Annotated in this window: 12 protein-coding genes; all 12 read right to left on the bottom strand. The window is 44.1% G+C overall.

Features of this window, described 5'->3' with window-relative positions:
- Window positions 1–251 precede the first annotated feature (251 nt).
- The 12 genes from I2H39_RS06680 to I2H39_RS06620 all read right to left on the bottom strand — a co-directional run bounded on the left by I2H39_RS06680 (window position 252) and on the right by I2H39_RS06620 (window position 23,527).
- Window positions 252–584 (bottom strand): hypothetical protein, encoded by a 333-nt coding sequence (locus I2H39_RS06680; RefSeq protein ID WP_118077279.1) that lies wholly within the window; start codon window positions 582–584, stop codon window positions 252–254.
- Between the two features lie 702 nt (window positions 585–1,286).
- A complete protein-coding gene (locus I2H39_RS06675) occupies window positions 1,287–2,843 on the bottom strand; it encodes an O-antigen ligase family protein (protein WP_117634100.1) in 1,557 nt (518 codons plus the stop codon).
- Window positions 2,844–3,754: 911 nt separating this feature from the next.
- Window positions 3,755–4,183 carry a hypothetical protein gene (locus I2H39_RS06665; RefSeq protein WP_117634097.1) on the bottom strand — a complete coding sequence of 143 codons (429 nt, stop codon included), beginning with the start codon at window positions 4,181–4,183 and terminating at the stop codon, window positions 3,755–3,757.
- A 165-nt stretch (window positions 4,184–4,348) separates the two neighbouring features.
- A complete protein-coding gene (locus tag I2H39_RS06660) occupies window positions 4,349–4,768 on the bottom strand; it encodes a hypothetical protein (RefSeq protein ID WP_227146789.1) in 420 nt (139 codons plus the stop codon).
- Between the two features lie 175 nt (window positions 4,769–4,943).
- Complete coding sequence (locus I2H39_RS06655) at window positions 4,944–5,498, bottom strand: hypothetical protein (protein WP_117634096.1); 555 nt, start codon at window positions 5,496–5,498, stop codon at window positions 4,944–4,946.
- 122 nt (window positions 5,499–5,620) lie between these two features.
- Window positions 5,621–10,105: an InlB B-repeat-containing protein gene (locus tag I2H39_RS06650; protein ID WP_118077280.1), complete on the bottom strand. Its 4,485-nt coding sequence runs from the start codon at window positions 10,103–10,105 to the stop codon at window positions 5,621–5,623.
- 11 nt (window positions 10,106–10,116) lie between these two features.
- Window positions 10,117–16,416 (bottom strand): hypothetical protein, encoded by a 6,300-nt coding sequence (locus tag I2H39_RS06645; protein ID WP_117634094.1) that lies wholly within the window; start codon window positions 16,414–16,416, stop codon window positions 10,117–10,119.
- A gap of 35 nt (window positions 16,417–16,451) precedes the next feature.
- Window positions 16,452–18,080 (bottom strand): hypothetical protein, encoded by a 1,629-nt coding sequence (locus I2H39_RS06640; RefSeq protein WP_330640811.1) that lies wholly within the window; start codon window positions 18,078–18,080, stop codon window positions 16,452–16,454.
- Between the two features lie 150 nt (window positions 18,081–18,230).
- Window positions 18,231–19,310 carry a 3D domain-containing protein gene (locus tag I2H39_RS06635; protein WP_240305378.1) on the bottom strand — a complete coding sequence of 360 codons (1,080 nt, stop codon included), beginning with the start codon at window positions 19,308–19,310 and terminating at the stop codon, window positions 18,231–18,233.
- On the bottom strand, window positions 19,277–19,753 hold the full coding sequence (locus tag I2H39_RS06630) for a transglutaminase domain-containing protein (protein ID WP_227146780.1): 477 nt from the start codon (window positions 19,751–19,753) through the stop codon (window positions 19,277–19,279). The genes I2H39_RS06635 and I2H39_RS06630 overlap by 34 nt, the downstream gene beginning before the upstream one ends.
- A 516-nt stretch (window positions 19,754–20,269) precedes the next feature.
- A complete protein-coding gene (locus I2H39_RS06625) occupies window positions 20,270–21,160 on the bottom strand; it encodes a tyrosine-type recombinase/integrase (RefSeq protein ID WP_117634091.1) in 891 nt (296 codons plus the stop codon).
- Between the two features lie 981 nt (window positions 21,161–22,141).
- The gene (locus I2H39_RS06620; RefSeq protein ID WP_117634090.1) at window positions 22,142–23,527 is read right to left on the bottom strand and encodes a YfcC family protein; all 1,386 of its coding nucleotides are present in this window, start codon (window positions 23,525–23,527) and stop codon (window positions 22,142–22,144) included.
- Window position 23,528: the final 1 nt, after the last annotated feature.

The raw sequence follows: 23,528 nt of genomic DNA, 5'->3' as shown, positions 1-23,528 counted from the left end.
ATACATCAATTCTATACTGAGCTTCAGGAATAACTTTACTACTTTTACCTTTCTAGAACCGACTTTTGGTTCCTGGCTAGCCTTCTTACATTCCTGCTCCTCTGCCTTCTACACTCCCTACATGGCTTTTTCAGCTTACCCTTTGGAAAAACAATTTTTTTCCATTCGTCATTTCCCTTATAACTCTTGTTTCTATTCTTACAGTGTTTACACACACTTTTGTTAGCATATCGGATATTCCCATCTTTCCATTATGTGGGGATAATCACATTTTCCAGGCAGCAGATTAGGGCTTCCTCCTGTTCATAGCCCTTGTCCGCTGTCATTTCAAGGATTCTTTCCGGCTTTTCTTTCAGGATCCCTTCCGTGGTTGGACCCAGCAGTTCATGAACGGTTACCTGGTTCGCCATTTTAAAATACCGGATCAGATGGTTTTCTAAGTTTACTGCTTTTGGGAGATTGTATGACACCGCAAAATCATTTTTCATGAATCTTTCATCTGCATTCGTCACGAATATCTGAGATTCACCCGTTTCCTCCATGATTTTCTGGTAGATTTCTTCTAATTCCTCCTTCTCATCCATTTCTTTCAGAATCCACAGATACTCACCTGTATGTCTGTTCAGCCATTTGATTCGGTCATCCAGCTTATTTTTTCTTATTAAACAAACACGAGACGCGGTTATAAAACCTCTCAGGAAAGCGAACCGCCATAGGGGGCTGTAAATTAAGCCCAAAATGAGGTAGCCGCTATGACTGAGAAGGCAAAAAATGAAAGCGCTATTAATTTCACCTGTACATGCTGTATACAGGCAGTAATATAACAACCAGAAACAATGGTAACACTTATTACATTACAAGAATACTATGCGTAGATACTACAAAAATGCGAGCTGCAGTGATCACCTTCCGGCTACCGCGTCCCGCATTTTTGTATTAACCGATAAATCTATTAGCCTTCCCCACTTCATCGAATCATACTCTGTTGCAGAGCGTTTTTGTCCATTTAAATCTCCATTCCGCCGCCCTTCAGTTGGCGCACAAATAATAATGAAAGTGATTCACACCTCCAAGTTTTCGTGTTACAATAGACTTGATTATAAAGGCATCCCGGCATCAGTATCAGATGCACCCACCCGTTTGTTTATTGATGTGCAGGTGCGCCTCTCTACTTAGGTGGGAATACTCTTTAATGCGGTTCATTATGTGAGCCTATTTTTTGTGTCTATTTCACGATTTTGGCTCAATTTGCTTTCTTTCACACTACTCCTCTTGTAGTCTCTCTATTACTCTGATATTTTATCCGTTCCGTTTTGAACGGATATTCCCACCACTAAAAGTGTAAACGTAACTGGAAATACAATCGGGACTCCTATATTTACAACTGCCTGGGCCGCATAGCAGCTAACGGCATATACAATTGACATAACTGAAGTCTCCCTTTTTGAAGCCTTTATTATTTCGATTATAGAAGACACTAATAAAAAAAAATAGGAAACTAGCCCGACTATCCCAATAGTGATTAGATATTGTAAATACTCATTATGGGCACTATCAAATATTTCATTATAACGAGCAATCATTTCTCTATAATAGCTTTGTGTAACAATTCCAAATGTATCGGGACCGGAGCCAAACATCTTTCTAAGAGGTAAGTATTTCATGTAACATTCAATACCAATCCTCCAGATGTAACCCCTATGTGTTCCCCATTCATCATTAATCAATAAATAATCCTTTAATTTCCCATACTGTTGTCCATTCCCCATTCGTGTCGCATCGAACGTCATATATATAAGTGCAGCTATCGCCAGGATTAACATCATTCCCCAAATTCGTCTGCATGTACATATTCCGCACACGTCTTTGTATTTCTTCCGAATAAATCTCTCTAATATATATAGGAAAATGGTGCATCCCCACAATGCTGCCACTACGAAAACAAGCCAATCACCCCCGACTATCAAGCGGAATAAACCACCTATCGGCAACACATGCAATGCATACATTTTATCAATCACGCCAATTGCCATAAATTCTGTACTGATCATAGATATTAAAAGCATATATTGTTTTAAGCCATACATATCACGAAACGCGTATAATGGAAGAAAAAGCACTATGACTCCTATTGTCAAATATGCATTATCACTATTCCCCGTAACCAATGCAAATAATGATAGAATAACTGTAAATACATACCATGATTTTCTGGCTATATTTCTCTCTCTTACAAATAATGTAGTACTCATACCAAATATAAGTGCTACATAAGAGGCATATGTATTAATATTCCCAACTGTAGAGATAAAAGAAGTGTAATGGTTTGCATGAATATCTTTTTTTAACCCAAATGGATCGAGAAGAAAATATTGCATAATTCCAATTGAGCAAACAACCATTCCCGTAACAAGAAAAGCCTCCAGATACCATCTCTTAAATTTCAAACAATGGCCAAGCGTAAAGAAACTAATACCGCATATCAAATACAAAAAAGTCCCCATAAAACGGCCCTCTGTCCCCCAAAATGCCTCGAAACGATAATCAGACAAAACGCAAGATAACACAACCGAAAACAAAAAGCTAATCATTGCCCAATCAGATTTTCTGAGCTTTGGCGTCATTTCAATCGTTCCTTTATTTAGCCAAAGAACGATAAGAGTCAATAGCAGCATGACTGTTGCCATGCAAATAACTGTGCCACAATAAAAATAATATTTTGTATCTAATATATCAAAATAGTAATCATGAAATACCAGAGGTAGTATCGAAATAATGATTACTGTAGTTATACAGGCAATCACCTCATTTGCCAGTTTCCATCGTTTCATTAAATCCTTCATATACACACCCTCCTAGTATTCGGGCGCTAACTCGCACCTTCTACACGTTTCATAGTCCCAATTCATTCACCTAAACCAGGGATGCAGCTGCATTACAGAGTAGCCCCGTGATATACCATGATCTTCTTTTTTATACTCCCTCTGTCTACTACACCTGTCATTATGTATGCCAATGTACCATGCCACCTTCATCTTGTAGTTCTATAGCAGCTATATTTCTCTTTCTCATTCTTTCTTCTCTTATTTTGTATAATGTTCAATGATGTAGTTCTTCCGCAAAATCTACATGTAAATACAATCTTACTTGTGAAAATATCTCTTCCCGTTCCCTCTATCGTTGCCAGATTTTTTCCACAATATTGGCACTTAATATTCATTCCCTCTCCTTATTAACTTACGTTACAAATTCTACGGTCTTACGAAGGCTTCCGACACATCTTACTATACCATGCCATAGATGCAATATTTAAAGTCACTGCTATGACTCTAAATATTGCATCTATTATTTGGCTAAAGAATCTACTGAAAAATTGATACTCGTTTCGTATTTACCAGCTCACGCAAAGCACCTTGTCACCGATATGCACTACGTTCTGCTTCTCCACTTGCAAAAATCTATGATATGGTATGCGGCCAACACCTATCCTTGATTTCCCTGATTTACCTCCCTCTTCAATATGGAACCCGCGCGGATTATGGGAACCCTACGCGGTTTAATCTCGATTGCTTCTCCGGTTCTGGGATTTCTTTCCTGACGTCCTGCAACCGCAAAAGTTCCAACCCCCATCAAGCGCACATCCCCTGTTTTTAATTCCTCAAAGATAGAGTCAATGATCCCATTTAGTGCATTCTCACTTTGACAGATGGTCAAGCCTGATTTCTCAGAAACTTTTTCAACCAGTTCTTCCTATTCATTTTGCTGCTCCTTTTTCACTATTTTTTGTTATCATATCATCCATTTTTTCTTTCGCTAAGCTTTTTAGCTGTTCCCTGCCAGGTACAAATAATGCATGTGGGTACAGTTTATCTGAAAATTCTATGCCCCTATCCATTTGAAACAAGATTTTCACTTCTGCATTAAACGCAAATGCCTTTTCTGTCATTTCCAAATAAACGAAACCAGGCAGATGGTCCGTCACAATTATGATGTCAAATCCTCCAGGAACGAATGACATCACCCGCAGAAGCGTTTCTTGATTTTTTGCCAACATCATGCTAATCTTGTAATCTAATTCAGCTTCAAGACCAATCAAAAAATCTCTAAATTCCCACAAAACATCATTCCTGCTTCCAAGCACCCCTATATTAATTTCTGCCTCTCCTGTAGATTTCCACCTCATAAACCATACCTCTTATATAAAAATTTGCAATCGCTGCATGCACTCCTTCCTGACCAGTTAGTCTTCCAACCTACACACCTCTGTTTTGCAACATATTCTTTTGACTTGGAGCCATCATTTCTGATTACCAGTCCATGAGAAGCCGGATCATAACATTTGATTATTTTAGTCTTTATGATCGTTTGAGGTATCTGGCTCTTGCATAGATGCATCTGAAGCAGGCTTATATTGTATCGTACAAGTCAGACCGAATGCCCTATTTACCAATTTAGATGCTATGGGAATTCTTGCATCTGAGTCTTTTGACACTTTCCCTATTGCGATAAGTCCAATGATTAACAAAAGAAAAGAGAGAATGCCGCTGATAAGACCAACGATTCCAGAGAAAGCAATTCCTAAGATAGGTATAGCATATAGCCCTGAAAAAATATTCGTTACGCATGATATGATACATTCCACAAGAGCAAGAAAAAATGCCTGCATGACCTGTTTTGTAAGCCATTCATCCTTTTGAATCACAATAACAAAACCAAGCAACATACCGCATAATAAAGTTTGTCCTAAAATTGCTAATACAAATGCCAACACTGCATAAAAAGAAATTCAAATATTAAATCTGTCTTTTCTCATTAAAAATCCCCTTCCTTGCTCAAAGCGATATATTTTGACGAATAATCCATAGTTCTGTATCCTATTTATGAAAACCAAACAATACAGTCCCATCCTATTTTTACATATGACTATAAATAGCCATTATTCATCATGGTGTCTCTACTGTTTCCTGTTCTTTTCTGGTATTCCCATTATAACCTCTGTTCTTATTCTTTTCATTTCGCATATACTCATATTCACGCAGCATTCTCATCAGTTCCAATGCACTCCGAAATGAAACGCCGTTTCCGCCGCTGCATTTTCCTTTTATGCGTCCCTGCATACTGGAAAACTGACGCTGATGAATTTCAATAATCAATGTTTCACACGCGCTTATACCTAAAGCCATAAAGCTATCCATATTTTGAATATTTGTACAGTATTTCATTGGAATATGCTCTTTGTCCAGTTCTCGCTTCTCATATGCTCTTTTCATATAAGCGGTCAAAAACCTTGGTTCTGTTGTCGCCATAGGCCGTTGAAATTTCGCGCATAATGTATCTATTTTCAGTCCCAAATCCAGTATGCCGGTAAATGCCACGGGTTCCTTTAAATAAAAATTTACAATGTCCCCACTTAATTCTCCCTGTTTATTTTTAATACAAATGAGAAATATACCTACACGGTCCGTGTTTTCCAGTGTATAAAAATCACTTTCTTCCATATCGATCACCTCATCATATTCCTTTCATCGGTCATAGCTTCATATGCCTCATCGCATAACAGCATAGGATAATTCTGCCCCGTAATGCCATCACAGCACTACAGGGCAGAATTGAATCTCACTTAAGGTGTTTCCCGAGTCCAGGCTCCGTTTTCGTCAACCTGGTATCCATCTGGTGTCATCTCATTTATGTACAGAGACCCCAATGGACGGCCATTCTGATTCGTATATTCCCATCGTTTCGATCCCTCATTAAACGTCCAGGTCTTCTGCTGGCTATCAGCGGTTAGATAATACCATATTCCGTCAATCTTCTGCCAACCCATCAGCATAACTCCGGTAAACGGACTCAAATAATACCATCTGCCATCGTCATCATCATAGTGCCATCCCTTTGTCATTCGGCCAAACCAGCCATCGTGTACATTGGACAGGAAATACCAGTTATCTGTATCCTGGTCCAAAAACCAGCCACTGTCCATAATACCCTCACGGTCAAAATGATAGGTGGCAATCTGGCTGCTTCCATTATAATTGTATCGTATATTGGCCCAGCTGTCTTTGATACGTGTTCCACTGTTTAATACAAAGGCCCACTTATGGTTAGTCTGATCAACATTATTCCATATGCCCTCGGTGCCATCTAAATACGTACGGTAACTGTTTTCTGCGCCATCACTGCCCGGTCCATGTCCTCCGCCGGAAAAACCTTTTGAACCGCCTGAGCCACCGGCACCGCCGGAACCACCAGAACCGCCGGAACCACCAGAACCACCAGAACCGCCAGAACCGCCGGAACCACCAGAACCACCAGAACCGCCAGAACCACCAGAACCACCAGAACCGCCACTGCTAATACTGTCTACCAGTGCTTTCAGTGTATCAAAGGCACTTTCCAGGTCGTCAACTGAAGGTCTGGGCAGACGGTTCAGCACTTCAACAGCCTCATCCACAGCCTCAGTAAGGGCATCTCTGTCTTCTGCGCTTACAGACCCATTATTCTTCAGGGCATTGGCGATATTAATCTCCTCCTGCAGCCTTTCTTTTGCTTCCTGCCATTGGGTATCGTCTTCAGGTTCATAGACAGCATACAGTTTCAAATCTCTTGTCACAGGATCTGAAGTATCATACATCCCTCCTCCAGACTGACGTTTCGACAGGCCTGTAAACTCATACGCTATGCCTGTAACGGAATCCGTATAGCCTTCATGAATATCTAAATCCATATAGTCTTCCGTATCATCCAAAGACCTGCCATCCCTTACCTTAAATGTATGGACCTGCCCCTTTCCGGTATCTATAATGGTCACTTCATACGCTTTATAATAACTAAATACCAGAGTATCACCGATATTAGCTTCAAAGGCAAAGCTTCCAGTAAAGTCTTCATTTTCATTCGGGTCAGGTGTCATCAGGACTTCTTCACAGGTCGTATCACCATCAGCCTCTCCAAAATCAATTTTCCATAACCTGTATTCCAGATTTCCCAAAAGACTGGTGTCTATTTTTCCAAACACTTTAATCGCTGGAGTCAGATTTGCGTCCTCCACCAGTGGTTTATTGGTTCCATCCACCTTTCGCGTAAGTCCGATATCCAGACTCCATGGTGTCTTAACGCTCTCCCCGTCATCCACTTCCTGCCTCACAGCTTCCGAAGCAGATGCCACCGGTGCATGTCGGTCAAACTTAACTGTATAAGCTATCCGCTGCCCGTTTGAAAGCGCTGTGCTATCCTCATCGTTATCCACCAGTTCTTCCTTTAATTCCTGAAGCGCTTCCTCTGACTTGTCCAGGGCAAATATCCCGTTTTTGGGTGAATAATCCACTGTTGCGTTGGATGCAGTCGCTACCGGAGACGGTTCATACATGGCCTGTAGGATTACATCTCCCGCTGTCATTTCCACGGTCTGATTTTTTCTGGTCAGGTATGACATATGCAGATTACCAATCTGTACTTCCCATTGTTTAAATGCCTGTCCAGCAGGATTCATATCCTCCGCAGATATCCTGATCTGGTCCCCTGCCTTTACCAGGACTTCATCTGCATGTTCTTCCACATCCAGCGCTTCCCCGTTTCTTGTCACCGATTCCACATAACCTCCGTTCAGCAAACGGAAGGTATAAACACGGTCCTGCTGCGAAGTGCCTGTTACCATTATCTGGCTTCCGTTTATCATACGGTCTGAAGGCGCATCGCCGTTATCTGCCTGTTTGGCCACGATGGTATAGGATACATTGGGTTCAAGTCCTGCAAGTTCCGCTGTCCGCGGACTGCCGGACGGGCTTACCCATCCGTCTTCGTTCCCATCCTGACTGACCACATTTCCATCCATATCAAGAACCGCATACACAGTATTTTCTCCTGCCGGGCGGATAACAATCTTCCTTAGTCCCTCTGTCGTATCATCCGCGGTGGAATAATTCCCTCCAATAGCAGGTACCATGACACGGGCTGGCTGACTTATTAAGGATGGATCCACTGAATCTGTCAGTATGTCTCCAACAACAGGAGCTGCGCTTTCCGCCATCTCATACACGTAGTAGCTGTCACAGGGCGGCAGTTGTTCAAAGCAGCCGCTGCCAAGCTGTTCCCCTGTCATTACTGCCAAAAGCCGTCCGTCACTGTCCGTCAGGGCATATTTACGCGCCTCATTTGCTCCGCTTATCTCAATCTTACCCATACCGTCATTTCCTATCGTTCCAGTTCCATCTGGAATGCACAGGATTCCATCATCTCCTCCCACAGGTGTAAAGCGTGCCCTGTAAGTCTGATCCGCCAGAATCGTCATATTCGGGTCTGTAACCTGATTCCCGTTTTCATCAAACCAGCCAGCAAACATATAGTTACTGTCCGGTGTGGTCTGGGGCAGGGAAATCTGAGACCACAGAGTCCCTTTCGGCACATGCATGGAATTGGTTCCTGAAATAGAGCCGCGGCTTCCGCTTTCAAATCTTATATCACACCATTGTCCCGGATCTTCCACAAAATCCGCGTAAAGTTTAAGGTCACCGGTCAGTTCAATATCTCCGGTCAACACGGTTCCTACTTTACCTGTACCGGAAGCATTGGCTTTATACCAGCCGTTAAACATATAGTGCTGTTCAGGAGATGGCGTGATTCCCTCTGTGATTGTATCAATGGAGTGGGTACCAAGCCGTAAGGAACGTGGGCTGCTGTCTCCTGACAAGCTTCCATGTTCGCTGTTGTAATAGTTTATCCTGGCCCAATGTGCTGTATCATTCAGATCTTCATTATAGGTAATCGTAACAGTGCCGCCTGTAAAGTCTGTTTTAAAACTCAGCGTGGCTGCTGTCTGGTCCATACTGATATCGGTAAATGTTCCATTCCATCCAATGTTAGGCGGATACGTATACCCGGCTTTTCGCTCTACATTTACCGTCACTGTTTCATTCGGAGACACCTCCCTTGTTTCCGGCTCAGCCAGCACATTGTTATGGTTGTCTATCCGGTTAATGGTTACATGGGTTACATAGGAAGGGTCAATCTCGTAAGTATATACCACGGTTACCGGCTGATTGGGCATCTTTCCGGTAAAGTTCTTTTGGGCATCAAATGTGCATCCTGCTGTCTGCGCCGAATATATCCCTCTTCCCGACAAATCATCTATATCCCCGCTGCCTGTTTTTATCTGAGCGCCGGTAAGGGTATAAGCCGTAATCTGTGCCGGTGCGGCAGAAACCTGCGACTCCGCGGAATAGAGATAGCTTTCCGGGGTACGGATCGCACGGCCACTCCCATCTGCATATTCTACACGCAGGGCAAATTTCTTTGAACTGTCAGGCTCATATCTGTATGCCACAGTCAAGTCATCATTGGGCATATTTCCGCGGACAGACCGGGTAGACTCATTAATGGTCGCGGCCTCCCCCAGCGTCCCATGGCCTGAGGCGTCATCAAAACGGCGCGTTTTGTTGTTCTTAATAATCACAGAAGATACCTTATAGCCCGGTATATCCCGTTTGTAGGTAGCGGATACTGCTGTATTGGCCGTCACCTGGGTTGTCCAGCTTCCGTCATCAAAAAACTTATATATCTGGCTGTCATCCGCTCCGGGCCATGCATTCGGGTCTTCTCCATTCATGTTTCCATTTCTGTCCTCATTCAGGTCCCGGTAATGCATGACTGTAAAATCAAACTGACTGGACGCATCACCATTCCAGCGTGCCTCATATGCCGTGGTTGAATTGTAAGGAAACGCAAAGGGCAGATACAGTATCTTATTACCATCTGCATTATACCAGCCGTCAAAGGTATATCCCGGCCAACTCAAATCCGCGTCAAATGTAGGCAGCACCGGCCTGTCACCAGAACCCAGATTTTCCACGGCAATTCCATTGAAATCACTTGCTTCAGCCAGTGGATGACCAGCCCGTCCGGTAGCATACGTAATCCGGTTTCCATCTCTGGGAACATTCATATAGTTTGAATGTGATAAATCCGGGCCCTCCTTGGGATCAAACCGAATGACTGCCGGATCCCCGTAATTCAATGCATACGCCGGCGCCGGAGGCGCGGCCATGGTGATCACCATGGCCGCGGCTAAGACACGGGCCAGATATGCCTTAATCTTATTTGTTCGTTTCATAAAACCTCCTGCTATTGTAAAGCTCCATCAGCGCCTACCTGATAACCGTCCGGTGTCTTCTCGTTGCTGTACATGGAGCCAAGCGGCCTTTCCTGATTCTGCATAAACACCCATTTCCCGGTGCTGCGGTCATATGAGTATGTCTGTGCCGTATTCTGAGGTGTAAAGAAATACCATTTTCCTTCAATTTCCTTCCATCCCATTACCATCTGGCCTGTAATCAAATCCAGGTAATACCAATGCTTATCTATCTCATCATAATGCCATCCTGTCTTCATCTTTCCCAGCCAGCCGTCTTTTTTCGCATTACAGTAATACCAGTTCATATGCTCGTCCCTGAACCAGCCATAATCCATGAGTCCGCTGGCATTAAAGTGATACCAGCCATTTCGATTCACATCACCGTTGGCATAATCAAGTTTGGCCCATATGCTGGTGAGACGGATTCCTCCGTTGAGTACAAAAGCCCATTTATCACTCTCTGGGTCAACCAGCTCCCAGTTTCCATTGGTGCCTACCACATAACTCTTACTGGTTTCCGCAACATAAGGCGCCGGAGTTGTGACTGGCCCGCCTGTGCCGGCAGACCTGGAACTGCCACCGCCTCCTTTCGAGCCACCTTTGCTTCCTCCCGAACCGCTTCCTGAACCGCCATGGCTTCCGCTTCCCCAGCCGTCTCCGCCGGATGTACCTCCGCTGTTTCCTCCACTCTGGATTTTGTCATAATGATCATACCGGTCTTCCAGAATCTTATCGAAAGGTTTGCAGGCTTCCTCCAAACGGTTCAAGGCCTCCAAAAGTTCATCAAGAGTTGCCCGGGGGCCCGTTCTGTCGAATACATCCATAGCTTCTTCTATGGCTTCCCTTATCTTTTCCGTCTCCTTCAGCGTCAGGAAGTAATCGTCTGATTTTTCGATTGCAGCTTCGATTGCATCCTCCATCTGTTTTCTGGCATCATTCACTTCACCGCTGTTATCATCGTAAAACGCATATACATACGTCTTCCTCTTGATTTCCTTGTCCGGGTCAAATTCCTTTAGCCGGTCTTCCCGGTAACTCCAGCCAATATAATTAAATTCAACCCCCTCATTATCAATAAATGAATCGATTGGTGTCTCCACTTGGCTGTATTCAAAGGAATAGTCTCCACTATTCGGTGTCTCACCCCGGCGCACTTTAAAATAATAGCGGTACTTTGGTTCTTCTTTATTATTGATAAAATAAATCCTGTATGCCCTGGAATAGATGAGCACATATCTCATTCCGGCCTGAGCCGTAAATGTAAACAAACCGCCGGTCTCTTCCGGATCATCAGACATAGTAACCGGATCAATGATCAGCTCCCCATCATCATCCTCGGAAATAGCAAACAGCTGATAGTCCATCATGTCTACATCTTCTTTATCCAGTTGCACATATGTATTAAATGTTGCTTCTGATGGCGAAGCTACCCCTACTCTCCGCCCGTTCACATACCGTTCAATATCTACATTCAATCCCCAGGCTCCATGGTACGCTTCTTCATGGTCACTGTCATAATAAGACGAACGTTTAATTGCATTGGATTCAGTCGCCTTTACCACATTCTTTTTATATACTACTTTATAGGTCACATCTGCATGGTTCACATCCATAAGGGTCCGGTCTGCGTCTGTGGTAAGCTCCTCCTCCAGGTTTTCAATTTCATTGGGGTCCAGAGCCATCTCATGCTTATTACCTCCCCGTACTTCATCCGTCACCGTTGCATTGCTGGGTGTCGCTGACGCACGCTCATAATAAGCTGTCATAACCACGTTGGAATCCGGCATCGTAAATGTCACATCCTGACGGCGTATGGTTTCTGTCATTCCCGGAACTGCCCCGATTGTCACCTTCCAGTACAGGAAATTCTGTCCATTTCCATCGGTTTCTTCCGCGTGAAGCACCACTTCATCGCCTTTATGGACCTCATCATATCTGGGGATATCTAATTCTACTCCATCAACAGAGTGGACCTGGCCATTAATCGCCTCCACTATATAGTTGGGAATATCCAGTTCGCCGCCCGGATCTGTGCTGATGTGAGTCCCGTCTTCCAATTTGCTTTCCGCAGTGATGCCGGATGACCCATGAGGCCTTGCCACTACCACATATTCCTCATTGTAATCCAGTCCGGAGAAGGTCAGGCTTGCCGGTTGGCTGCCGCCAGCTGACTGCCAGCCCCCATCTCCCGTCTCAGGAGTTGTGACCGCATTTCCGTCCTTATCTAAAATAGCATAGTCGGAATCCGCATCCGCCGGCTTAATCACGAAAACAGTCTTCCCCTCATGTTCCTCATCGTAAAGAACCTGGTAATTGGTCTCCACTACCGGGACCAGAACCTCAGTGGCACTGCTCATAATTCCAGTCACACTGTTTATGGGCCGCCCGGTCTGTGCCTGTGTCGTACCTGTTGCTTCATATATTAAATACCGCGTACCAGGATACAGGTCTTCAAAATATACCCGTCCTGATATATTCCCGAGTACCACATCTATTATATTGCCTTCCATGTCCGTAATAATATACTGATATCCCTGGGTTGTCCCATAGACTGTAATCCTGCCTTTTCCCTGCGTATCAATACCTGCTGATGCATCCGGTGCTTTCACATCCGTGCCGAATATGGCCGGGTCCGGATAGAACCGTATGGTATAGGTATTTCCATTCACAAGTCTGCTCTCATCTTCCACAGGCATTCCGCCATCATACCAACCGTCTACCAGATAATTGACCTCCGGTGTATAGGCGGGCAGATTTCCCGTGATGTCGGCCCAGGTACGGTCATATTGGATATGGAGATTTACGTTTTCCCCCGCATCTATGGTTCCATGCTCTCCTGCTGTAAAATGAATATCAACCCATTGGTCAGGATCTTCCGCAAAGTATGCAGTCACAGTAGCCGAACCTGTAAACCGGCTGTCGGCTGAAAGCAGCTCCTCACTATTATCCTTGATTCCGTTTCCATTCTGGTCGATAAACCAGCCTTCAAAACGGTAATAGATGTCTGCAGCCGTTTCAGGAACCAGTCTCTTTTCCAGTATGTCATTCCATGTATAGCTTCCCGAGGTGCCTTCTACGGTTCCGTCATTTATCAGTACGGAAGTTTTATAAACTCCTCCAGTCATAGAGATTACATCCGGTGATGTATTGCTTCCCCGGCTCAGGCTTCCATGTTCTCCTGCCCGGTAAATCAAATCCGCCCATTTTGACGGGTCTCTGTCATAACGATAGGTGACAGCCAAACGGTCATTTGGCATAGTTCCAGTAAAATTATGGCTGCTGTCAAAGGTTCCTGCAGATGCAGGTACCGAGCGTTCATCCTGGAACACATAACCATACATATTTTTAAATTCAGCGGTCACAGGCGTATCCGCTGTTACATTTTGGATGTCCGATCCTGTAATGTTTCTCAGCCTTTCATCCTGCGTGCCATTATCCAAATAATGAATCTTATACTCATAGCCCTCTTCCGTGGCTTCATATAGGTACGTTATCTCAACCGGCTGGTTCGGCATGGTTCCCGTAAACCTTCCATTGCTGTCAAAACCGCCCTGGACAGCACTTACTAGATGCCCGTCCGTATCATCTGCAGTATTTCCCGCTGTGATGCTGCCTGACAGGTACCGGAAGCCATAAACATCCACCGGAGCCGCTGCAATCGTATCTTCCGGGAAAACATCCTGTATGTCAGCTGTATGGACAACCGTACCATTAGCAGTCACGTATTTAACTGTAAATGCGGATTTCGCATTTGGATTGCTGCGGTCTACCTGATAACCATATTTCACGGCCGCATCCTGCCCTGGCATCTTCCCCGAGAAATCACCGGTACTTCCATTAAAGGTTCCAAACGGAACGGCCCCGTTCCCATCACCGTAATTGTAGACGGCCGGGTTCGTGGAGGAATTTGCCAAACTCCAGGTATAGCCGTGGATGTTCTTCTTCCCTGAATGAACCTCTGCCTCCACGCTGTAGGCATCCTCGGCCGTGGTCGACTGGAACACGATGGAACCGTCCGCATTGACATAGTCAACCGTATAATCAAACTTCACATTACTGTCCGGTGAGAAAATTGCATAATAAGTAACCGGATCCTCCGGGAATTCTGATGGCAATCCGCTTATGAGATTTGGATTCGTCCTGTCATTCACCGTGCTCCATCCCACAAACTGATAGCCGTAGCGGCTGATATTAGGCAGCAGCGCATTGACGCTTTCTCCAACAGAACCGGTCAGAGCCTGAGGCTCCGGCGTCCCTCCATTGGCTTCAAATACAATGGAACCGCTGTTTCTGGTATATTCATACGTGATAACAACATCCTGGCCCGGCATGGTTCCCGTTACCTTGCCAAAATCTGCAACACCGGCATCTGCCTGGGCGCTCAGAGTGCCACCTGTCCCCTGGTCAATGGTTACACCTGTAAGGCCGTATCCAGTAATGGCGGCGGGCGCGTTCACCTCAACCGCATCTCCTCCCGCATATGACAGCGGGGCGCTTGCCGGCGCACCATTCACAGTTCCGCCTGTGGCAGAATCCCGGTATACAAAGGACACCGTATATCCATTCCGCTTTAATACTGCATTCCGCCCATTGCCAAGAATTTCCGTTCCCGCGCTTACATACACACCGGAATTTCCCGCCTCTTGGTCTGCTTTAAAATTATCCGCAAAGGGGCAGGAGCCTGCAGCCCCCGGATAACTACTTGACGGCACAGCTATCTTTACTTCCTGACTAGGCTGGGATGATATCCCTCCCGGTGATGCCAGAGGAAGCTGCTCTGCTGTAACGCCTATCTGGGACGTGTCCAAATCGCTCATAGCTGTTATATATTTATCCTGAGCCAGATATACGTTTGCCTTCTTCCCGGACGGAGTTGTGTTGTCCGATATCTGATTCCGGTTTCTGATTTCAAATGCACCTGACCCATTGTAATAAACAGCTCCCTTTCCAGCAGACACATTTCCGGAAACCGTTCCAAAATTCATGGACAGTCCCGCGCTTCCCGTTACATTTACCGCACTTCCCTGGCTAGACTCACTGCCGCTGCAGTTAGTAATTACCGCGCCGCTGTTAATCTCCAGCTTTCCGGATGAAGCGGATATCAGGGGATCCTGACTTTCCGCATTGTTTCCGTCCAGGACAATGTCAGTAAACTTTAAAGTGGGGCCTGATACGTTAAACAGCGGACCCGTATACCCGGATGCGCGCGTCAGGGTTTTAATATAATCACCATCCTCATTCATAGGATGACCCTCATGGTCATAATCCGTACTGGCAATGGTAATATCCTTTTGGCTGTTTCCCGACACATCAATGGCGGACGAAATATCCGAATAATCCATTACATAAATATATCCCTTATTATTTCCGATTTTATTAAGCGCATATTCAATAGTTTTAAAAGGACTGCTGTAGGTTCCTTCTGCGTTGGAAGAATCCTGACCGTACTGGTCCGATACATAGTAGGAGGTATCTCTGATGGCAAATGCAACCCTCCTGTGAACCGTCTCATATGGATGAAGCTGGAACTCCCACGAATAGGCCATTCCCGAATCAGTGCTGCTTACCACATCATTGGAACTCTCATTAAATACATTGCTTCCCCAGGAATTGTAATGACCAATCCACCTGGTATCAGGAGGCGTCACCCCAAGGCTACTGTCATTTGTGATACAGTCAAAGGTGGTTTTGACATGCTGGTTGACCATGTGAAAACCCCGGTCATTTTTATATACCGTTGCATAGTCATCTTCCCGGGTGCCTCCAATCATGACATCGGTTCCGGTTCCCATTTTTATGGTCCTGCCAGTTGAGCCGCCCTGACCATTTTTATCATAGACATAGTAATCAACAAACACATACTTATTATCCGGACTCGGGGATACGGCGATCTTGACCTCTATGCCATAGGTGTCCAGAGACTGTACCCCGCCGTTTGTACTGCCCCCTATCAGCTGTTTGGCATTGGCCCCAACCTGAAACCAGGTTGCATATCCTCCGTTACTGTAAGTTGTTTTAATACCGGCTTGAGCATAATTATGCTGTCCTGCCTGCAAGCCTCTAAGGTCAAAACGCCAGGAATTTCCTCCTCCTCCCTGGCCAGTCACAGAACCATTCTTCCAAGTATATGCCGTTGCTTCGCTGGCCCCCTCTCCCAGGTTTTCATCCAACAGCTCCGTGGATGCATAGGAAAGAATACTGGACTGCCCCAAAACAATCCCTGTTATCATGCATATAGCCAGCAGCATGGCGGTCAGACGTTTATAGAAGCTATGAATACCCCTATTCATTTGTTTCATCTCCTTTGTACATTTTTCATCTCCTTTTAAAAATTCAGCCGTTCTTCCTCCGGCAAACCGTCAATGTCAGGCTCCATGCCCGCAGCCGCAATGAGTCCTCCGGCAAAGTGGTCTTCCTTGTTCCCCCTATCATAATGGTAAAATCCGGTTCCTTCCTCTCCTTTTCTCCACCTCGGCTTATCCTCATCCCCGCACCAAGCTACCAAACGGTTTCGAATAATAAGCAGGTAACCTCCCTCCTTATCCTTTACAATCTTCTTTTTTCCTTCAATCACTTTTCCCTTGGTGTCCACCACCTGATAATAGGTATCCGCACCATCTTCTACTTTTACAACCCCGTATCCGTACTCCTCATCCGCTTCCAAACGAAGACCATTGATATAATACATGCCCTCTTTTTTCTGAAGCCGATTTCGGTTACCGAACGCCTTTCCATTGGAGGCAAATCCAAAATGAAAAACCCCATCTTCCAATTCAACCGCTATATCCTTTCCAATCTGCATGGAACCATCATTAAGTTCATCCGGAGAGAACAGATACAGATCTGATTTCTCAATACCATATATAGTTCCTTCAATAAAATCCTCTGAGCTCCAGTCATCCACTTCATAGCGGGCTACAAACTCAGACTTTCCATCGAAGAGGACAAAACCTGTCTGCATCCTGCCAATCCCATCAAAAGCATAGGAACGTCCATTGATTTTACGAATACGGTTCCGATATACCTCGCCTCTTTCATCTGTATGCCACCAACTGCATTCCTGATCATAGTAATCTTCCGTATCCAGATTCTCCGATGGATACATCCAAAACCAACTATCTTTCAGAAGCACGCCACCGTCATAGCCGGAATAATATCGGGCTGAAACATCGCTGCTAGGATTACTCTTATCTGCATTGCTGATACTGGCTACCTTACTCCACCAAGGAATCATAATGCCATTTTCATCAAAACCATACTGGTTGCCATTGATAGTCTTCTGCCTCAGGCGGGTTCCATTACTTTTAACCTTCTTCGAATTGCTGTCAAAAAAAATCCACATCTTATCGTAATCCATGTAGTTTCTCCCCGCAACCTCACTATCAAGGTCAATCCCTCCTATTTTCTCATCTACCTCTTCATAATCCAGCCATTCCCCAGTCAGGAGCCTTCCATCCTCCCTCGCATAGTAAACGCCTTCCACAAAGGGGATCTCTGAATCCTCAATGGGGTTCCCATCCTCGTCAAACCATCCAGACAGCATCTTGCCATTGTCATCAAATATGTAGGTACTGTCTCCTATGTTTCGTTTGAAGCTGTTGTTCTTACGCCGATAACCTTTTCCACTGGCCCCGAAATAGTACCACCCCTCTTCAAATTCTCCATTAGGGCAATTGGAGGAATCCACATAAATCCAGCGGCTCTGTACCCTTCGCCCATCTTCATCTACATAATAATTACAATCCTGATCCATGAAAATGCGATGTTTTAGTATTGCTCCCTCCAATGATAGGTAATACCAATCCCCCTTCGACTGCTTCCAAACCTGTGTCACTGGCTGGTCGTTCTGGTCATAATATCGCCATTCCTCATTTATCTTGGTCCAGCCTTCTGCCGCCTGTACGCTTCCCATTCCCAAAGCAGCTGAAAATCCCACAGACAACGTTAAAGCCATGATTGCTGTCATGCTTTTTCTCATTTCATTCTTTCCTTTCTACTATTGTATCTATATATAAACTGCTGAGGCACCCCACCAGCAGGTAATCTTTCCATTCACAAAACTTCTGCTACATTGACCGCCCCCTATTCTTCCATTGCAGTCCAATTATGGAACTAAATAAACGTTTATTTTCTGCCTGCCGAACCTCACCGCTTCCTCGTGGGTATTGAAATAAATATCTATCACTGTTCCCTTCACTAGCTTTCCAGTATCTTCCACCACATAGATAATATCATTAATTTCCACTTTACTCCCCATAGGAAGCACCTCTGGATCTGCCGCAATTGTATGCCCGGCCTTCGGGATTTTCTCTGCCTTAGTCAATCCACCTTTCAATCCACAGCATTTTTCACAGCCACAGTAACCAGTCACTTCAAAAATCCCTAAGGGCTCTCCCAAATGTTCCTCTCTAGATTTTATTTTAAAAACCGGCAGTATCTGTCTGCCAAACGAAATGGCGTCTGCATGATTGGAGAAATACAGGCATAATGCTTCCCTGGCTCCAGGCGACACCTTGTCTTCCACCCGATATATGTCCGGTCCGATTCTGAGCATGTCACCAATCTCAAACTCATTAAGGTCAGCCGCCACGGTTGTTCCTTGTATCGGAAGTCGTCCAGACCAAGTGACATAGGTGTCTGATCTTCCGATACAGTACTGACAGCCACAGTAGGCCGCCACAGCCAATTCCCCTATGTATGCTTCCTGGACTTCATTTTCACCTATTACTGCAAACAATGCATCTCCGTTCCAGTTTCCTGTCTGCAAACTATCTGCCAACTGCAGTGCATCTGCGGCTTCTGCATCGTCCTTGGGTACATATACAGGTGCTGCGTTCTCTGTTACTTTCTCGGAACCTCCCAGCGCCTCTGTGCTCTCCAAAACCACAGTCAACGGCGGTACCTGAATATAATCCTGACCGGATGCCCCTTCCGAAACAAAAAAATAAGTTCTTATTCCCACAACAACCGTCAGACCTGCCACTGTTAGATACCGTATCATTTTTCTTCGAGTCCGCCGCCGTTTTTCCACCCTGCGAAACTCATTCATCTGCTGACGCTTTGGCGAAGCTCTCCTATGGCTGAGTCCTCCATTTTCTACAGAAAAGTCCTGTGCATGGGGCCCTCCTCCATTTTCGCCTCCGGCACCAGTTACCATCGGCCTAGCCCCGTACTCTTGTCCCATGTAATATCGCAATGCTTCCATCCCCCATCAATCCAAACTCGGTTCCAAGCGTGACCCCCGCCGTAGACCTGTTCACAGTCCATACCTACCATTCTGCATAACATCAGATATGCAGAGACGTGACCCCAACACACGGAACGCCCTTCCATTACAGCCTCGTAAACCGTTTTCCTCTTTAGTTCCGTGTCATATTCCACCTGGCTATAGACCCACTCGTAAAAAAATAAGGCTTTCTCTCTTTCAGACATGTAGGCTCCTTCCGCTACAATATCGTAAAGCCTGTCCTCTGTCTGCCTATGCTGTATCACAGCCTGGTGAGGATCATCACACTGCACATAAACAACAGCCCTGTCCCCATTCTCTCCCACCGCCAGCCGGATCTCCTGTTTTCCGAGATATGTGTAGCGATAAAAATAACGGCCCAATGACAAAGCATCCTCCATTGTACCAAAAACAACTCCTGAATCCTTCCATTCTGACAGTTCCTCGCTGTTTTCAATCAGTTCTTACATTTTATCTCCGCAGACCTCATAATCGGGAATTCTGCCGGTCATTTCCTCAGCATGTCTGCCTCTTTTTTCAAGCTCTATATCCTTCATCTGAGTCTGAGCATTCATTCCGCAGGCCGGCAGACTCCATGTAACTGCTAAGCAAAGAAAAAGAATCAACAAACATAGCCCATGAATTCTTTTCATAAATAATTCTCCCTTTACAACAAATTTTCTCTTTTGTTGTAAAGTCACTTCAAAATTCAGTGGAAGGAAGGCGAAAACCTAATAGACAAAGTTTTTTAGAATCTAAAATTTATAGATGCAGGCAATACAAATAGGCCAACCTCGTAAAAAATCAGTTGGCCATTTTATTATGTCGAAAAACATCATAGTTACAATATTTATTAAGAATTTCTGTAGACTTCTTTCAAAATATGTAGTAAAATAATTATGGTTGTATGAATGTTTTTACAACAAAAGAGAAAAATTGTTGTAAAAGTCAAACAATACTTCAAGTTTTTCTAATTGTCTCATATGGTTGCGTCCGCTTTCCATTGTATAAATCCTTGTTGTATTAATATTGCTATGCCCTAATATATCCGCAAGCCTAACCAGGTTTTTTTCCTGTTCATAATAGAGCCTGGCAAACAAATGACGAAAATTATGCGGAAATACCTTATCCCATAATACATCGGCTCCTTCACACAGTTTTTTCATGGTTCTCCATATATTGCTTCTGTCAAGCGCCTTTCCGCTTCTTGTCACAAAAATCATCCCGCTATCAATATGACTTTTCTTTGCGTAATCCAACAACATATAGCACAAACGGGAAGTCAAGAAAACAGTCCTTATTCTCCCTTTGCATTCAACTTCTGCCTTTCCAGCCTTTACCGCTTCTATCGTAATATAGGGAACTTCAGAAACCCGTATTCCCGTAGCGCATATGGTCTGAAGAAGCATAGCCATTCTTTCATCTCCCTTTTTGTATGCAGTTTTTACTAAACGTTCATATTCATCCTTATCTATTTCCCTGTTTTCCGGACAAAATACTCTGCGGCTTACCTTTAAAAATTTAGTCCGGCAATCCTGCCATGCGTTATATGAAAAAAATCCATTCACCGCTGCCAATGCACTATTGACCGTTACCGGAGCCATTCTTTCTCTCAATATCCCCTTCCACATAATTACATCCCTTTTCTCCACACTCTTCCCACTCATGTATTGCATAAACAGCATTAAATAGTACCTGTATTGTTTAATGGTTCCACTGCTTTTTTCGCATCCATAAAGCCATTCACAATATTTACTCACAGATTCCTGAGTAACAATTCTTTTTCTTATCTTTCCGTTTCTTTTCATCTTATTCTACTCCTTCTATCATTTATTAATTGTAAGTATTTATAATGCCCTAATTGTAGATGATTATCCCAACTCTTGAATTATAATCATAGACAAGGTTTTTATGATGAAACGCTTATCGTCCACATGTCAACATGATTTTGGACAGTGCTGTCACCATAGTTGGTAAGTAATAAAATAAGATAAATGCCATGTATATAAAGATACACAATAATTTACTGCCTAAAATTTCTTTGTAAGAACATTATCTGAGAAAAAGTCATCTGAGAAAAAAATCAACATTTTTACATTTCCCAGGATAAAGTCGAAAGCACTTTAATCCTGGAGAATTCATTCACTCGATGAGCATTCACAAAAGAACCCCATATAGTTGGTGCACTGTATGGAAGAATGGTATTATGTTATCTGCCATGAAGGCCTACTGTCAGAAGGAGGAGTTTGAAAGCTGAATCGCGAATGCACAGAGCTATGAGATTAAGCGATTTCAGAACTGTGCCAGGAGCTACCACTCCTGACAAGATAAAATCCTGAATACCTTTGAATACAGGCTACCCCATGGGCCACAGAAGGATTTAACAACAAGATGAAGGTATTAAAATAAAGTAACTACAATAGCCGAAACTTCAAGCGTTTCCGTTCCTAAATATTTCACTGTATATCATAGTAAAAATAATCGGTCATGTGGAGACTTATTTGGCATATCTAAAATCAGTAAATATTGGAACCCTACACAGAAAAGTGCCCCCATCATAGAGCGAGAGCAGGCGCACTTTCATACAAAAATTCATGATTAATTACAGTAAACTTTAGTTATCTAATGCCACTAAACATTTGTGCAAGTTTCTGTACAATTGGTGTTCTGTTTAATGTTCTGATCGTGTCTGACAATCCAAGAATCGGAAAAGCACCGTTTCAGCCATAAAATACTTTTTACGGTAAAACGATGCTTCCGTTTTCAATTAAATATTCACAACACCTTTTCTAATATCCGATGATTTGACAGAATACCATAATCAAACAGGCGGCCCCCACCCAAAACCCCCACAGTTTTCCAAAGAACTTCATCCACCTGTCATAGGGAATTGCCGCGGCCGCGATGAACGGCATCAGAGAACCACCGTGCGGTTGTACGTAACCGCATATTCCATCTCCGAGACGGTAAGACAATACGAGAATCTGCCTGCTGATATCCGAAAGATCCGCCACTGGAGCAAGAATCGGCATAACAACCGCTGCCTGGCCTGTACCTGATGTTACAAACACACTAGCTACCATATTGATGATTAACATAGCGGGAGCTTTCAAAAGAGTGGGCAGGTAATCCATGGTTAAGGTCATTCCCATTACTACAGTATCTAGAATATTGGCTTCATCCATAATCAATGTACAAGCAGCACCAAGTCCCACGATCAGCGCTGCGGATATCATTCCTTTAGCTCCTCTTACAAATTCGGAGGCAATCTTGCTGGGCGAAAATCCGTATACTAGGCCGCTCAAAATTCCCATCCACATAAAGATAATAGCATTTTGCTGTAGGGTCCAACCAAATTTAAGACATCCATATATCAGTACGGCGAAAGAGGCTAGGAATACAATTAACACAAGATAATGTCGTTTTTCTACTTTAGTGTCCATATCATTGACATCAAACTGTTTAATGTCAGGGACTCCGTAGATGGCACTTTTAGTCTGATCCTTCTTACATCTTTCTCCATAACAAATCAGATAAAATACTGTGATAATGTAAAGAACAATGAAGGCTACAATACGCATCGAAATTCCAGAATAAGCGGGCAGCCCTACCAGCCCTTGAGCAACGGCTGTAGTAGCTGCAAAAATACCAGAACTAAAGCCGATTCCAATTCCCAGCATCACAATCGCCACGCCCATAATTGCGTCATATCCGAGCGTGGCCGCCAGCATAACACCGAGTGGTGTAAAACCAATAAACTTGTTTGTGGACTGTGTGATTCCAATGCTAGCAAAAAGAAGCAGGAATAAAGGAATAAACCATTTTTCCTTTCCTGAACAGGCTTTGGAAAGCCGGTTGCAGAATGCATGGAACATGCCGGTTGACAGCAAAACTTCTAGGCCTGCCCCAACAATCAGAATGCCAAATATGATATCAGCCTGCTTTGTGAATGACTTCATAATATAGTTTGGGATCTCCCAGAACGGTACTGGCGTCTTATCAATAAATCCAAATGAATCCGGAATAACTACTTCCTGTCCAGCCGTATTTGTCTCGCGCAGATATTCGCCGGCTGGGATTAGATACGTCATAAACGAAACAAATAGCAAAATAGCAAAAATAACAACATAGCCATGCGGCATTTTAAAAGCCTTTTTCTTTTTTATAGTCTCCATT

The sequence above is a fragment of the Clostridium sp. 1001283B150225_161107_B6 genome (assembly GCF_015556325.1).
GTDB lineage: Bacteria > Bacillota > Clostridia > Lachnospirales > Lachnospiraceae > Enterocloster.
The sequence above is the reverse complement of the archived record's forward strand: the minus strand, read 5'-3'. Positions and strand labels throughout refer to the sequence as shown.